Source organism: Microbacterium forte (genome assembly GCF_031885415.1).
In the GTDB taxonomy this organism is placed as follows: Bacteria; Actinomycetota; Actinomycetes; order Actinomycetales; family Microbacteriaceae; genus Microbacterium; species Microbacterium forte.
In genome coordinates this window covers 3,345,796-3,360,571 of the sequence record NZ_CP116871.1, presented here as the reverse complement: position 1 = coordinate 3,360,571, position 14,776 = coordinate 3,345,796, and the positions used below count along the sequence as shown (strand labels likewise).

At 68.4% G+C, this 14,776-nt stretch carries 15 protein-coding genes; 5 read left to right on the top strand and 10 right to left on the bottom strand.

The genetic code is table 11. From position 1 onward, the window contains the following. Positions 1–13: 13 nt before the first annotated feature. From OB895_RS16255 to OB895_RS16230, 6 genes are read right to left on the bottom strand one after another with little or no spacing between them, the layout of a single operon-like run. Complete coding sequence (locus OB895_RS16255; RefSeq protein ID WP_231567495.1) at positions 14–838, bottom strand: MurR/RpiR family transcriptional regulator; 825 nt, start codon at positions 836–838, stop codon at positions 14–16. 28 nt (positions 839–866) lie between these two features. Further along, complete coding sequence (gene phnE, locus OB895_RS16250) at positions 867–1,700, bottom strand: phosphonate ABC transporter, permease protein PhnE (RefSeq protein ID WP_079113372.1); 834 nt, start codon at positions 1,698–1,700, stop codon at positions 867–869. Then, the gene (gene phnE, locus OB895_RS16245) at positions 1,697–2,506 is read right to left on the bottom strand and encodes a phosphonate ABC transporter, permease protein PhnE (protein ID WP_079113373.1); all 810 of its coding nucleotides are present in this window, start codon (positions 2,504–2,506) and stop codon (positions 1,697–1,699) included. The genes phnE (OB895_RS16250) and phnE (OB895_RS16245) overlap by 4 nt, the downstream gene beginning before the upstream one ends. Next, positions 2,503–3,306: a phosphonate ABC transporter ATP-binding protein gene (phnC, locus tag OB895_RS16240; protein WP_194286046.1), complete on the bottom strand. Its 804-nt coding sequence runs from the start codon at positions 3,304–3,306 to the stop codon at positions 2,503–2,505. The genes phnE (OB895_RS16245) and phnC overlap by 4 nt, the downstream gene beginning before the upstream one ends. A gap of 22 nt (positions 3,307–3,328) precedes the next feature. After that, a complete protein-coding gene (phnD, locus tag OB895_RS16235) occupies positions 3,329–4,318 on the bottom strand; it encodes a phosphate/phosphite/phosphonate ABC transporter substrate-binding protein (protein ID WP_042539522.1) in 990 nt (329 codons plus the stop codon). Positions 4,319–4,370: 52 nt separating this feature from the next. After that, a complete protein-coding gene (locus OB895_RS16230) occupies positions 4,371–5,015 on the bottom strand; it encodes an HAD family hydrolase (RefSeq protein WP_228385556.1) in 645 nt (214 codons plus the stop codon). Between the two features lie 135 nt (positions 5,016–5,150). Here OB895_RS16230 and OB895_RS16225 point away from each other — a divergent pair, with 135 nt between their 5' ends. Then, positions 5,151–5,804, top strand: coding sequence for an amino acid deaminase (locus tag OB895_RS16225; RefSeq protein WP_228385557.1), 654 nt, complete (start codon positions 5,151–5,153; stop codon positions 5,802–5,804). A 139-nt stretch (positions 5,805–5,943) separates the two neighbouring features. On the opposite strand, the gene OB895_RS16220 is transcribed toward OB895_RS16225, so the two are convergent. Beyond that, the gene (locus tag OB895_RS16220; RefSeq protein ID WP_079113375.1) at positions 5,944–7,395 is read right to left on the bottom strand and encodes a helix-turn-helix domain-containing protein; all 1,452 of its coding nucleotides are present in this window, start codon (positions 7,393–7,395) and stop codon (positions 5,944–5,946) included. A gap of 136 nt (positions 7,396–7,531) precedes the next feature. Here OB895_RS16220 and aceA point away from each other — a divergent pair, with 136 nt between their 5' ends. From aceA to OB895_RS16205, 3 genes are all read left to right on the top strand, one after another. Beyond that, positions 7,532–8,857, top strand: a complete 1,326-nt coding sequence (aceA, locus tag OB895_RS16215; protein WP_079113376.1) for an isocitrate lyase — start codon at positions 7,532–7,534, stop codon at positions 8,855–8,857. 22 nt (positions 8,858–8,879) lie between these two features. Beyond that, entirely contained in the window at positions 8,880–10,550 is a 1,671-nt protein-coding gene (aceB, locus tag OB895_RS16210; RefSeq protein ID WP_042539514.1) for a malate synthase A, read from the top strand. A 120-nt stretch (positions 10,551–10,670) separates the two neighbouring features. Further along, positions 10,671–11,105: a hypothetical protein gene (locus OB895_RS16205; protein WP_079113377.1), complete on the top strand. Its 435-nt coding sequence runs from the start codon at positions 10,671–10,673 to the stop codon at positions 11,103–11,105. A 493-nt stretch (positions 11,106–11,598) separates the two neighbouring features. Here OB895_RS16205 and OB895_RS16200 read toward each other — a convergent pair whose 3' ends face one another. Both OB895_RS16200 and OB895_RS16195 read right to left on the bottom strand, forming a co-directional pair. Further along, positions 11,599–12,675 carry an AraC family transcriptional regulator gene (locus OB895_RS16200; RefSeq protein WP_079113378.1) on the bottom strand — a complete coding sequence of 359 codons (1,077 nt, stop codon included), beginning with the start codon at positions 12,673–12,675 and terminating at the stop codon, positions 11,599–11,601. Between the two features lie 173 nt (positions 12,676–12,848). Then, on the bottom strand, positions 12,849–13,358 hold the full coding sequence (locus OB895_RS16195) for an Lrp/AsnC family transcriptional regulator (protein WP_079113379.1): 510 nt from the start codon (positions 13,356–13,358) through the stop codon (positions 12,849–12,851). A 115-nt stretch (positions 13,359–13,473) separates the two neighbouring features. On the opposite strand from OB895_RS16195, the gene ald reads away from it, so the two are divergent. Beyond that, positions 13,474–14,568: an alanine dehydrogenase gene (gene ald / locus OB895_RS16190; protein ID WP_079113380.1), complete on the top strand. Its 1,095-nt coding sequence runs from the start codon at positions 13,474–13,476 to the stop codon at positions 14,566–14,568. On the opposite strand, the gene OB895_RS16185 is transcribed toward ald, so the two are convergent. Further along, positions 14,555–14,734, bottom strand: a complete 180-nt coding sequence (locus tag OB895_RS16185; RefSeq protein ID WP_153302237.1) for a hypothetical protein — start codon at positions 14,732–14,734, stop codon at positions 14,555–14,557. The genes ald and OB895_RS16185 overlap by 14 nt on opposite strands. Between the last annotated feature and the right edge of the window lie 42 nt (positions 14,735–14,776).

The window sequence follows — 14,776 nt, the reverse complement described above, 5'->3', positions numbered from 1 at the left end:
GCCTTCGGCGTCGCTACTCCCCCGCGCCCTCGCCGAGGTTGTCGGAGACGACCTCGAGCGCATGAGCCCGCGCCTGCACGGCATCCGCGCCCCGCTCCGCCGTGACGGCCGCGGCGAACACCTCGGCGAACACCAGATATGCGACGCGCGAGGTGTGCTCGAGCTCGTCGCGGAAGCTCACCCCGGTCGGGGCGATCACGAGCGACAGCGTCGCGGCCTCGGTCAGCGCCGATGAGGCGAAGGAGGTGAGGGCGATCACCGTCGCACCGCCCCGGGCTGCCGCGGTCGCGACGCGCAGGCTCGCCTCGTTCGCGCCCGATCCGCTGACGATGAGGCAGACGTCGTCGGGTGTGAGATGACGTGCGGCGATCTGCTGCGCGATGGCATCCGCGATGAACTCCGCCGCACGACCCGACGCGGTCAGCCGCATGGCGAGGTCGTTCGCGATGGGCGAGGACAGACCGTTCGCGAGCACGAGCAGCCGGCGAGCGGACGCTGCGAGCCGGACGGCCTCGCTCACGGCATCCGCGTCGAGCAGGCTCGCGAGGGCCGGAAGGGATGCCGCGACGCGATCGATCTCGCCCCGCATCCGCCCGAGCGCGCCCGGTCCGTGGTCGATGCCCGCCTCCCCCGGCCCGCTGCCGAGTTCGGAGGCGAGCGCGACGCGCAGCTGCGGGTATCCGCGGTAGCCGAAGCTCTGGCACGCGCGCACGACCGTGGCGCGGCCGACACCCGCTCGGTCGGCGAGCTCCTGGGCGGTCCATTCGACCACCGCCTCCGCCGACTCGACGATCAGCTCGGCGACGCGGCGTTCGGCGGGCTGCAGGGTGTTGAGCACCGCGGCGATTCGAGCGGTGGGTGGGGCGCTAGGAGAGAACACGGGCGCGGGCTCCCTCCATGATCCGGCGGCGGATCGCGCCGGACACGGCATCGATCAGCATCGTGACAGCGACGACCACGATGAGCAGGACGCCCACCGTCGACCACTCACGGTACTGGGTATAGGAGGTGAGCATGTCACCGATTCCGCCGACGCCGATCAGACCGAGCACGGCCGACGAGCGCACGTTGATCTCGAAGCGATACAGCCAGAACGACCAGAACGCGGGCTCGACCTGCGGCCAGACACCCCAACGCAGCACCTGCAGGGTACCGCCACCTGCCGCGCGTGCGGCCTCGATCGGCCCGGACGGCACGGCCTCTACCGCTTCGTATCCCCACTTGCCGAGTGTGCCGATGCCGTTGATCGCCAGCGCGAGCGCACCCGTGAACGGCGTGAGCCCGGTGACCGACAGGATCACGATCGCGATGATGATCTCGGGAACGGCCCGGATGAGCGAGAACAGGCCGCGCAGCAGCGCGCGCAGCGAGGCGGGGCCGAATCCGCGCGCGGCGAGCAGGCTGATGGGGGTCGCGAGCAGGATGCCGAGGATCGTACCGACCCACGCCATCTCGATGCTGCGCCAGGTCTGCCAGAGCGCCTCGGGCAGCTGCTCCCAGTTCGGGCTGCCGAACATCAGGAACGTGTAGCGGACGATCTCCGCAGGCAGGTCGGCGAGACGTGCCCAGTTGATGTCGATCGACCAGAAAGCCAGCACGACGATGGCGGTGACGATGATCCACGAGGCAATGAGCCACGGGCGTCGCGGCCTGTCGGGGATGACGGTGATGGCAGGAGGCGGAGTGAGCACGGTGGTCATACGAGCCTCCGTCGGATGGCGTCGGAGACGAGGTCGATCACGATGACGACGATGAGGATCTCCAGGATGATGAGCGAGAGCTGGTCGTAGCGGTAGAACGTGCGGACGGCGTCGATGAGCAGGCCCATGCCGCCGGCGCCGACCAGACCGAGCACCGTCGAGGCGCGGACGTTGAGCTCGAAGACGTAGAGGGTCTGGTTCGCGAACGCCGGCCAGGCGTCCGGGAGCGCGAGCGTGCGGTTGATCTTCGTCTGAGTGGCTCCGACCGCGCGGCCCGCCTCGAGCGGACCCCGGTCGTTGGTGTCGATCGCCTCCGACACGAGCTTGACGATGATTCCGATATTGAACAGCAGCAGCGCGAGGATGCCGGGGAGCGCGCCGACACCCACCATCGCGACGAGGATCGCCGCGTAGAGCAGGTCGGGGACGCTGCGGATGACGTTCAGGATGCCGCGCACGATGATGCGCGCCGGAGCGTTCGGGTTGGTGGCGCGAGCCGCCCAGAAGCTCAGCGGCAGCGAGATCACCGCGCCGATCGCCGTCGCGATGACGGCCATCTGCAGCGTCTCGATGAGCGGCGGGAGCGTGCGCGGGAAGAAGCTCCAGTCGGGCATCAGCAGCTTGATGATCTTGTCGGCGCCGTTCTGCCAGTTGCGCGCGATCGCCGAGAGGTCGACCCCGATGCCGATGCCGGGCAGGCACATGACCACGGTGATGGCGACGATGGCCAGCAGGATCACGGGCCCACGCCACGCGCCGGACGGCCGCCGAGGTATCTCGAGCGGTGCCGGTGTCGCCTCGGTCATGTGTCGAGCCGATCGTCAGCGGTGAGGGATCGACCGTAGATGCTCTCGAAGTCGGCATCCGTCGCGCTCGCTGCCGGACCGTCGTAGACGATCCTCCCCGCGCGCATGCCGATCATCCGCGCTCCGTATTCGCGGGCGAGGTCGAGCAGGTGCAGGTTGACCAGTACGGTGATGCCGAGGTCCCGATTGATGCGGCGGAGGTCGTTCATGACACCGTGCGCGGTCGGCGGGTCGAGGCTCGCGACCGGCTCGTCGGCCAGGACGATGCGCGGCTCCTGCGCCAGTGCGCGTGCGATGGCGACGCGCTGCTGTTGCCCACCCGAGAGGTCGGATGCGCGCGAGTGGATCTTCGGCAGGATGCCGACACGGTCGAGCGCCTGATAGGCCAGTCGCCGGTCGGCGTCGGGGTAGGCGCCGAGCAGGGTGCGCCACAGGGGCGTGTGGGCGAGACGCCCGACGAGCACGTTCTGCAGGACGCTCGCCCGGCCTGCGAGGTTGAACCCCTGGAACACCATGCCGATGTCGCCGCGCAGGCGTCGAAGAGTGCGGGGCGAGGCTCCGCTGACGCGGTGCTCGCCGACGTCCAGCGTTCCGCTCGTCACCGGCACGAGGCCGTTGATCGTGCGGATGAGAGTGGACTTGCCCGACCCTGAGAGGCCCACGACCGCGACCATCTCTCCGGCGTCGATGTCGAGCGAGACACGGTCGAGACCGACCGTCCCGTTCGGGTATCGCACCGTGACGCCATCGAGACGGATGGACCACGGCGTGGACGCCGCAGCCTGGGCTGCGGCGTCCACGTGCTGGATCTGATCGGACAATTTACTGGAGCCCCAGGGCCTGGGCGGCGCGGGCGACGACGTCGAGCGACTCGGGATCGGCGGGCGCGAGCTTCGTGATCGAGTAGATGCTCGTGAGGATCTCGGAGCCCTCCTCGGTGTTCGAGAAGTCTTCGAGAGCCGTGGAGATGCGGTCCTGCAGCTCGGGCGACAGGTCGGACGACAGCGCGACGCCGTCATTCGGGATCTCCTCGGTCAGGGCGAAGACGACGACCTTCTGACCCACATCGGGGGTGTCCTTCTGCACGATCGTGCGGGCATCCCAGAAGCTGAAGCCGACCTCGGCGTCGCCGTTGTAGACCGCCAGCACGGACGCGTCGTTCGCTGTCACGGGGATCTGCTGGATGTCGGTGTCGGTGTCGAGTCCCGCCTCCTGCAGCGCGAGGACCGGGTAGATGTAGCCGGCCGGCGAGCCGGGTCCGAGCAACGCGACCTTCGCGCCCTCGACCTTGTCGATGCTGTCGAGACCGGCAGGACCCGACATGGCGTCGGCGCCGTTGCAGAACAGCATCCCGTCGCGCTCGACCGGCTCGTCGTCGCAGTACTTGTCCGGGTTGTTCGTCATGAACTGCGCGGGGTAGGTGATGTTGCCGTTGCGCTCGGTCTGCAGCACGACCGATGCGTCGTACATGTCGTTGGCCTGCCACAGCTGCAGCGACGGGAGGAACCCGATCTGCGCCTGACCTGCTCCCATCGCCTCGACCGCGGCCTGGTAGTCCTTGGAGACCACACCCGTGACCTCGATGCCGAGCTCCTCGGTGAGGTAGTCGGTGAGCGGAGCTGCGGTGTCGACGAGGCCGTCCTGGTCCTGCGAGGGGACGAGCGCGAGCACGAGCGATTCTGGGTCGGCAGCGGGGGCGGCGGACTCGTCGGGCGCGGCGGTGTCGGTCGAGCAGCCGGTGAGCACGACGGCGAGCAGGGCGCCCGCGGCGACGAGCCCCGCGGCGGTCCGGCGGAAGGGGGAGGTACGCATTGTCATCCTTCGATGGGGTGGTGGGTGTGAGGGAGGGTGGAGTGGTGCGGGTTCAGGAACGCAGCCATGCGGTGAGCTGAGGGATCAGCGTCGCGAAATCGGCAGCGCGATAGGTGGGGGTCGCGTGCGGGTCGGCGAATCCGCCGATCAGCGCGGTCTCGTGGCCACGGGCGTGGGCGGGGGCGAGGTCGTTGTGCCAGATGTCTCCGATGCTCAGCACCCGCGCATCAGCGGGCAGGTCAGCCAGGAACGCATCGAGACCGGCCGGCTTGCCCGCACTCGTGACGATGCGGTCGAAGAGCCCGGCGAGGCCGAGCGCGTCCAGCGCCTGGTCGATGCGGATCGCCGGTGCGTTGGTGACGAGGACGAGCTCCGCGTCAGCCGCAGCAGCGGCGAGGAAGGCTGCGAGGCCGTCGGGTGCGGTGATCGGAGCCGCTGCGGTGGCGAGTTCTGCGCGGCTCGCGAGATACGCGGCGCTGAGCATCCGGGCATCCGCACCTCGAGCAGCCGCAGCCCGCCGCACTGCGTCGTAGCCGTCGAGGGCCTCACCGTCAGCAGCGGAGAGCGTCTCGCGGATGCCGTCGACGAAGCCGTGGTGGTCATCGAGAGCGGCAGCCACCTGCGTGGCGTACGCCAGCACGGGCCCGTCCCCGAGGGCGATCGTGCCGTCGAAGTCGAAGAGGAGAATGGAGTTCACGGTGTTCTTTCCGCATCCGCACTCTGATCTCGCGGACGCTCCGTCCAGCATGCTCAGTGATTGTGGACAGAAAGTCCCGATCATGTGAACGCCGTGTGAACACTCCGTCCATCGGGATCTTGTAGCGTGAACGCCGTGTCCGGAATCGACGACCTCACGACCGCTGCAACCCGGGCGCAGTCCGACTCGGCGACGGCCGCACGTGCAGCCGTCGACAGTCTCCCGTGGCTCGTCGCCTCACTCGAGGACGACCGCGAGCACGGACGCTTCGACGCCTGGGGTCGGTCGACCGTGATCGACGAGAACATCGGCGCGCCCGTGATCTCTCGGGCATTGTTCGACGAGTTGCACCGCCGAGCGGGCGTGAGGGCGCAGTGGCCCGTCGGCAACGCCGGCCTCCTGCACTGCTACGGGTATCTGCTGTCACTCGTCGAGACGCCATACGGGCTCAAGCGCGACCGCTGGGTGACAGCCGCTCTCGCCGAGGCGTGCGCTCTCACACCCGACGCGTTCCTGCCCTGGCGCGAAGACGCCACACTGCTCGACAGGGCAGGCACCGCCGCATCCGAGATCCTCCACAGCGCATCATCGTCGCGCACAGCGACCGTCGACGAGCGACACACCCGCGTCGGGGTCACCCGCGAGCAGGGACCCGCGGCTCTGGTCTACGCGGTCGCCGCCGCCTCCGAGACCACTCCGCTGCTGATCACGATGTTCCCCGTCGCCGACGCGGGCGTCGTCCTGACGGAGTTCGCGAGCACTCCTCGCCTGCGCTGGAACGCGGTGTGATCCACATACAGCAGGCGCGCCGGTCACGATGCTGATCGGCGTCGAGTGGAACTTCGTCGCCTTCGCACTCGTGGCGATCGTCGCGGCGGTGGCCGTATCCCTGGTGCCGAAGAAGCCCGCGACTCTCGGCTGAGGCACGTCAGCGCGGTGCGTGCGCCTCGAGGAACTCGTAGACGTCCGTCGTGTCGACCCCGGGGAAGGCACCGGTCGGCAGCGTGGCGAGCAGGGTGCGAGGAGTCTTGACGTTCGGCCAGGAGTTCTCGCGCCACCGCCCCTCGAGGTCGGCCGGCGCGCGGCGGCAGCAGACCTCGACCGAGTGCTTCGAGACCCCCCGATGCGGGGTGTCCCGGCCGACGAACCACTTCGTGTCGTCGAAGCGCACGCCCACGCTGACCGAGTGCAGCCCCTCGCTCGACGCCTCGACACGGGCGGTGCACCAGTAGGTGCCGTTGCCCGTGTCGGTGTACTGGTAATACGGGTTGAAGCGGTCGTCCTCGTCGAACACGACACGGCTCGTCCATCGGCGACAGCACATCTGTCCCTCGATCGAACCGAGCCTGTCCGTCGGGAAGTTCACGTCGTCGTTCTCGTATGCCTTCGTGATCGTCCCCGACTCGTGCACCTTGAGGAAGTGCACCGGGATGTCGAGGTGGCGGGTCGCGAGGTTCGTGAACCGATGCGCCGCCGTCTCGTACGACACCGAGTAGGCGTCTCGGAGGTCTTCGATCGAAATGGCCCTGCGGGACTTCGCATCCTTCAAGGCGGGCACCACGTGGGCCTCGGGAACCAGCAGCGCCCCGGTGAGATAGTTCGTCTCGACGCGCTGGCGCAGGAACTCGGCATAGCTGCGCGGTTCGGCATGCCCGAGGATGCGGCTGGACAGCGCCTGCAGCACAGCCGTTCTCGCATCGCCCTTGGCCGGCACACTGCTCGACAGATAGAGCCGCCCGTTCGCGAGGTCGGCGACACTGCGCGTGGTCTGCGGCAGATCGGGCGCGTAGTGCAGGGTGAATCCGAGATAGGCGGCGATCTCGGATGCGGTGCGCTGCGTGAGCGGTCCACCCGGGTGCCCGACCGCCGCGAGTATCTCGGCGGCCTTGCTCTCGAGGTCGACGAAATGGTTGTCCTGCCTGCGCATGAGGTGACGCAGCTCGACGTTCGCTCGCCTGGCCTCCTCCGGGGTCGCGGCCCGCTCGTCCCTGAGCCGGTCGATCTCGCCGTGCAGCGCGAGCAGCGCCTTCAGCGCATCCGTCGGCATGCTCTTGGCGATGCGGAAAGGCTCGATCCCGAGCGCCTGGAACGTCTGGCCTTTCATGGCGCGCTCGAGGGCGATCTCGATCGCGCTGCGCTCGTCGAGTGGCTCACCCTCGAGCAGCGCATCGATCGTGACACCGAGAGCGCGCGCGATCGCTTGAAGCTGGGTGAGCTTCGGTTCGCGCTTGCCGGTCTCGATCATCGACATCTGGCTCGGTGCTCGATCGACGGCCGCCGCGAGGTCGTCGAGGGTCATTCCCCGCGCGGTGCGCAGCTGACGGATGCGTCGACCGATCGTGAGGGAGTCGGCGTCTTCTTCGACCGCTGAAGTGCTCATGCGGCCGATTCTGTCACAGAAACAGAATTTCGCGCGATCTTCACAAGCCGAGTGGCCGGTTTCAGGGTAGATCTTCACGCACAGTGGAAACACGCCACCCGGCTTCACGGTCCGGGCATCCAACGGAGGAGACACCATGACGAACACCGCTCAGAACCCCGCACCTCGCCCCGCCGGTCTGCGCGCCGGCGACCAGGTTCAGACGGCCGCCGAGCTCCGGGAGATCTGGGAGACGGATCCCCGTTGGGACGGCGTCCAGCGCACCTACTCGGCCGAAGACGTCATCCGCATCCGCGGCTCGGTGCGCGAAGACGCGACCCTCGCCCACCGCGGGGCCGAGAACCTGTGGAACCTGCTGCACACCGAGGACTACGTGCGGGCGCTCGGCGCCTACACCGGCGGCCAGGCGGTGCAGCAGGTGCGGGCGGGCCTCAAGGCCATCTACCTCTCGGGGTGGCAGGTCGCCGCCGACGGCAACCTCGCCGGCCAGACCTACCCCGACCAGTCGCTCTACCCGGCGAACTCGGTACCGGCGGTCGTGCGTCGCATCAACAACGCGCTGATCCGTCAGGACCAGCTCGAGCACGCCGAGGGAGAGATCACCCAGGACTGGCTCGCCCCGATCGTCGCCGATGCCGAGGCCGGGTTCGGCGGGCCGCTCAACGCCTACGAGCTCGCGCAATCGCTGATCCAGGCGGGCGCCGCGGCGATCCACTGGGAGGACCAGCTGGCGAGCGAGAAGAAGTGCGGCCACCTGGGCGGCAAGGTGCTCGTGCCCACTCAGCAGCACATCCGCACGCTGAACGCGGCACGTCTCGCGGCCGACGTGTCGGGGGTCCCGACGGTCATCATCGCCAGGACGGATGCTCTCGCAGCCGATCTGCTGACGAGCGACGTCGATGAGCGCGACCAGCAGTTCACCACCGGCGAGCGCACGACCGAGGGCTTCTACCGCATCCGCCCCGGCATCGAGTCGGTCATCAGTCGCGGCCTGGCATTCGCGCCGTACGCCGACCTGCTGTGGGTAGAGACGGGCGAGCCCGACATCGAGCTGGCGCGTGCGTTCGCCGCGGCGATCCACGAGCAGTTCCCCGGCAAGATGCTCGCCTACAACTGCTCCCCCAGCTTCAACTGGAAGCGCCACCTGTCGGACGCCGAGATCGCGACGTTCCAGCAGGAGCTGGCCGACCTGGGCTACAAGTTCCAGTTCATCACGCTCGCCGGCTTCCACGCCCTGAACCACTCGATGTTCGACCTCGCCCGCGGCTACGCCGATCGCGCCATGAGCGCGTACGTCGAGCTGCAGGAGGCCGAGTTCGCCGCAGAGGCGAACGGCTACACCGCCACCAAGCACCAGCGCGAGGCGGGCACCGGCTACTTCGACGTCATCTCGACCGCGCTCAACCCCGACAGCGCGACCCTCGCCCTCGCCGGCTCCACCGAAGCCGCGCAGTTCCACTAAGCCTTTCCAAAGGACTCAGATCATGACCACTCCCACCGCTCCCCCGACCACCGCGCCGATCCAGACGACACAGCAGGGCCCGGCCATCAGCGTCACCGGCCCGCTGCGTGAGCGCTACGACGAGATCCTCACCCCCGAGGCGATCGCGTTCCTCACCGAACTGCACCACCGCTTCGCCGCTCGCCGTCACGACCGGCTCGCCGACCGCATGCGCCGCCGGTTCGAGATCGGCAACGGGCACGACCCGCGCTTCCGCGACGACACCGCGCACATCCGTCAGGATGCCGACTGGCGTGTCGCCGGCCCCGGCCCCGGACTCGAAGACCGTCGGGTCGAGATCACCGGACCGACGGATCCGAAGATGACGATCAACGCGCTGAACTCCGGAGCGCGGGTGTGGCTCGCCGACCAGGAGGACGCCACGAGCCCCACGTGGAAGAACGTCATCGAGGGTCAGCTCTCGCTGCGCGACGCGATCCGCGGCGAGCTCTCCTTCACCGGACCTGCGAGCGACGCAGGGCCGGGCAAGGAGTACCGCGTCACCGCCGAACGCACGCCGACGATCGTGATGCGCCCTCGCGGCTGGCACCTGCCCGAGAAGCACCTGCAGTTCACCGATCGCGCGGGGCGCCGCACTGCGGCATCCGGTTCGCTCGTCGACTTCGGACTGTACTTCCTGCACAACGCTCGGGAACTGATCGCAAACGGCCGCGGACCGTACTTCTACATCGCCAAGCTCGAGTCGAGCGAAGAGGCGAAGCTGTGGGACGACGTGTTCACTTTCAGCGAGGAGTACATCGGCATCCCGCACGGCACGATCCGCGCGACGGTGCTCATCGAGACCCTCCCCGCGGCGTTCGAGATGGACGAGATCCTCTTCGAGCTGCGTGATCACTGCGCCGGCCTCAACGCCGGACGCTGGGACTACATCTTCTCGATCATCAAGAACTACCGCGGCCGGGGCGCGCGCTTCGTGCTTCCCGACCGCAGCGAGGTGACGATGACCGTTCCCTTCATGCGGGCGTACACCGAGCTTCTCGTGCAGACCTGCCACAAGCGGGGCGCCTACGCGATCGGCGGCATGAGCGCCTTCATCCCGAACCGGCGCGACCCTGAGGTGACGGCACGGGCGATCGAGAAGGTCTCGGCCGACAAGAAGCGCGAGGCCGGCGACGGCTTCGACGGCACATGGGTGGCGCACCCCGACCTGATCCCGACCGCGCAGGCCGAATTCGACGCCGTTCTCGGCGATCGCCCGAACCAGGTCGACCGTCAGCTTCCCGAGGTCACCGTGACCGCGTCGCAGCTGCTCGACCTGCACATCGGTCGCCCGATCACGGCTCAGGGCGTGCGTGACAACGTGTCTGTGGCGATCCGGTACCTCGAGGCGTGGTTGCGGGGCCTCGGCGCGGTGGCCATCGACAACCTGATGGAGGATGCCGCGACCGCCGAGATCAGTCGCTCGCAGGTGTGGCAGTGGATCCATCAGGACCGCACCACGGAGGACGGCACGCCGATCACCGCCGAGTACATCGAGGGCTTGATCGGCGAGGTGCTCGACGAGGTCGAACGACGCGACGACGACCGCTTCGACGACGCGGCATCCGTGTTCCGCGATGTCGCGCTGCACGAGGAGTTCCCGGCGTTCCTGACGCTCGGCGCCTACAGCCGCTTCCTCGTCGAGGAGGCCTGACCCTCTGCACAAGGGCCCCTCGGATGCCGCAGTTCGGCATCCGAGGGGCTCTGTCACGCGACGCCGGACGTTCGCCGAAGGGTCGGGTCCGCCCCTCGAGAACGGGCGTAGCCTGAGATCATGAGCGACGTCTGGTCCGACATCTCCTCCGAGTTCCTGCACCTGTATCCTCGCGGGCGACGGCTGGTCGTCGTCGCCGGAGCGGATGCCGAGCGCTCACGCCGCGCAGCGGACGACCTCGCCTCCGCCCTGACGTCCGCGGGTCAGCAGGTCGAGCGGAAGCACAGCGCAGACGGCGACGAGCAGGCTCTGCGCGCCGACATCATCGCTCCGTTCCGCGCCGCACCCGACAGCGGCACCGTTCTCATCGTCTCGGGTCCGCCCGAGTTGCTCAGCACGACAGCGCGCGGACTCTGGAACTTCATCGTGTGGCAGCTCGCCGGCGACGAGACGCCGCACTCGATCGCCACTGCGATCGTCGATGTCTCAGACCCCGATCAGCCGACCCGACGCTTCGCCGACTACTGCGCACTGCCCTCGTCGTTCGGCGCCTGACAGCATCCTCCGCAGCCGGGTTCGCGGGCGCCTCGGTCCCCCCGACCGAGGCACCCGCACGTCCGCCGGCGCTGCGCGCCGACGATCCGTCGTGCCCGACGCTCTCGCGCCTTCCCCCGAGCTTCCGGACGGGCGATCCCGCCTCGTCCGGAAGCCGTGACGACGGGCGTGTCGGAAGCCGCGGCTTCTCCCTCACCTGCCGTCATGGCCCGCCTGGGGACACGGGCAGGTTCAGGTTATGCACGCGGCCGGCCGAACCAGAAGCGCTCGCGATCGACCTGTCACCGGGAGCACGAACTTCGGCACTCAGTGCGCCCGATGGCGCCGGATTCGCGGTCGGGCGTCACTTCGCGCACCGTGCACACCACGTCTCCCGCGCGCCGGTTCAGAGCGTTCTTCGCCTGCGCCCCGCCCGGTGCAGGCATTGACATGCGGAAGAAGACCGCGGATCGACTCATTGCGGCCACGAGCGGACCGACATGGTGGCGATGGATCAGACGGACGGCCCCTGCTGCTCATCGCTGAGGAGCATCGCCTCTGCCAGACGCGCTGGTCGACTGCGCGCAGCGAGACGGAAGGCACTGGGACTGTGCCCGACGTGGCGCGAGAACTGCGCGCGCAAGGCTGCCGCATCGGAGAAGCCCGATCGCTCGGCGACCGCGGAGAGGTCTTGCGGGGGAACGGACAGCAGCTCCTCTCGTGCAGTGATCAGTCGTCGTCGCAGCAGGCGCGCCGCAAGACTCTCGTCGGTTCCCGCATACAGCCGGAACAGCTGGCGTCGACTCACGTGGAGTTCGACCGCGAGATCCTCGATGCCGAACGACGCGTCGCGATGGCGTCGCTCGATGATCCTTCCGGCCTCGGCGCGGAGTTCGCTGGCCCTGTCCATCTCGCCGTCACCGGGGAATTGCCGGAACAAGCCCCGCACCATCGCGAGCAGTGCGGCCTCGGTGCCGGCGAGCGCGCCCACACCCTGGTCAGGATCCTGGGCCCACTCGAACAGCATCCGCGCCAGAGACGCACCGGCCGCGCGGGTGAGCGGGGTATCCGGAAAGATGTCGGCTCCGCGGGCCAGGACATGCCGATAGCCCGCGACAGCAGCGGCGGGCACGACGACTCCTGTCGTGTCGGTCACACCGAGCTGCTCGACGGCCGATGGCCCCAGGCTCGACATGAATCCCATTCTCCCGACGACCATGGACTGCACTCCCGCGGCCGTGTGTAGGCGCTGTCCACCCTGGCTCACCATTCCGATGATGATGATGTCCTCGTCTTCGAGGGTGGCGCCGTCGTAGCTCACGGTGTGAGCTGTCTCGAGTGTGCTGTAGAGCATGGTCATGCCGATGGACCGACGAAGGAGCGCGGCTTCGAACGCGTCGGGATCGTCGGATCTCATCGCCCCGAAGTTCGACAGCTGGAGCATCCCGTGATGGCCGTCGAGCCGGATCACCTCGGTGCCGAACCACGCCGGCACCCCACCGTCTGCTCCTCCTGTTGGCGGCGACCACAGTCCGCCTGAGAGCCGACCCAGCCATGCGGCCATCTCCGCATCATCGAGTACTCGTGCCATCGCATCCCCCAGCGGGTGCGAGCGGCCTTCTGCGCCCGCCCCAATCCCCGCCCTCACGATAATTCCGCTCGATGAGGCACAGCAATATATACGTTCGACCGAGCCCCGCACGACGTCGACGCCGCGCACCGAGGCGGCGGATGCGCGGTCCGACGGCGGGTGACGTCGGCAGCTCAGCGGAAGGACGCGGCGACCGAGTTGCGGTGATAGTCGAACACGATGCTGGTCCGGGTCGAGGCGACGCTGCTCTGCGCAGAGAGGTGCTCGAGCACGAATTCGCGCATCTCCGAGGAGTCCGCCACGGCGATGTGCAACAGGAAGTCGTCGTCTCCGCCGAGGAAGAACACCTGGATGACCTGCGGCAGCACCCGCACCCGGTCGGCGAACTCGACGATGCTCTCCCTGCGCCCGCTGGGACGCAGGGTCACGCCGATGATGGCCTGCAGTCCGGCGCCCAGCATCCGCTCGTCGACGCTCGCGTGGAAGCCGCTGATGACTCCCCGCTCGACGAGTGCGCGCAGACGGGCGTGCGCGGTCGACGGTGCCACTCCGAGCTGGCCTGCGAGCTCTGCGTTGGTCATCCGGCCGTCCGCGCTCAGCAGCTGTACGATCCTGGCATCGACTGCATCGAGTGCCGGCGCCCGAAGGGTGTTCGCCTGAAGGGCTTCGGATGACGTCTCCATGCGAATGATTATGCAGGATTCGCAGGTGAAACGAATGTTCTTCAGGGAATCTGTCGAATCATCGACGTTTCTGCGATTCTGAGATGCACTCACGCAACCGTCACTTGGAGGATCGATGAAGATCGGCGTGCCGACCGAGGTCAAGAACAACGAGAACCGCACCGCGCTCACCCCCGCGGGTGCAGATCGGCTGGTTCACGAGGGCCACCGCGTGCTCGTGCAGTCAGGAGCGGGAGTCGGCTCAGGCATCTCCGACGAGGCGTACCGGATCGCCGGCGCCGAGATCGTCGAGACCGCCGAGGAGACCTGGGGCGAGGCAGACCTTCTCATCAAGGTGAAGGAGCCGATCGCCCAGGAGTACGGATTCCTGCGCTCGGACCTCACCCTCTTCACGTATCTGCATCTCGCCGCAGATCGGGCGCTGACGACCGCGCTCGTCGACGCGGGAACCACGGCCGTCGCCTATGAGACGGTGCAGCTGCCCGACCGCAGCCTGCCTCTGCTCGTGCCGATGAGCGAGATCGCCGGTCGCCTCTCTGTGACGATGGGCTCATACTCACTCATGCGATCCGCGGGGGGACGCGGAGTGCTGATGGGCGGCATCGCAGGGGCCCCGCGCGCCAAGACCGTCGTGATCGGCGGCGGCGTCGCCGGCGAGCATGCGGCTGCGAACGCGCTCGGCCTCGGGTCCCAGGTCACGGTGATCGACATCTCGCTTCCGCGTCTGCGCGAGCTCGAGCACCGTTACGGCGGCGCTCTCCAGACGCGTGCGTCGAGCCGGTACGACATCGCCGAAGAGCTCGCGACGGCGGATCTGGTGATCGGATCGGTGCTGATCCCCGGTGCCGCAGCGCCGAAGCTCGTCACCGACGACATGGTCGCCGGGATGAAGCCCGGCTCGGTGCTCGTCGACATCGCGATCGACCAGGGCGGATGCTTCGAGGGATCCCGTCCGACGACGCACGACGACCCCACCTTCGCGGTGCACGACTCGATCTACTACTGCGTCGCGAACATGCCCGGCGCCGTGCCCGAGACCGCCACGAGGGCGCTGACCAACGCCACCCTCCCCTACGTCTCTGCCATCGCCGGCAAGGGCTGGGAGCGCGCTGCGGCAGACGACGCTGCACTCGCCAAGGGCCTCAACGTCCAGGGTGGACGCATCACCCTGGATGCCGTGGCGAAGGCCCACGGCCTCACGTCCGCCTGAGCAGCTGCGGACACACCAGATAGTCCGTGCGGGGTTCACGGCCGGGTGCGATCGTCGGCGCCGTGCTGATGCCGGCGATCGCGATCTCGACCGCGCTCACCGACGAGTTCCGTGGGCACGAGACGCTGCGCCCGTCGAGTCCGCGGCGAGCGCCGGAAAGAACCACGATTCTTGACGGCATCCGACCCGTCATCCGGGCGCCCCACCC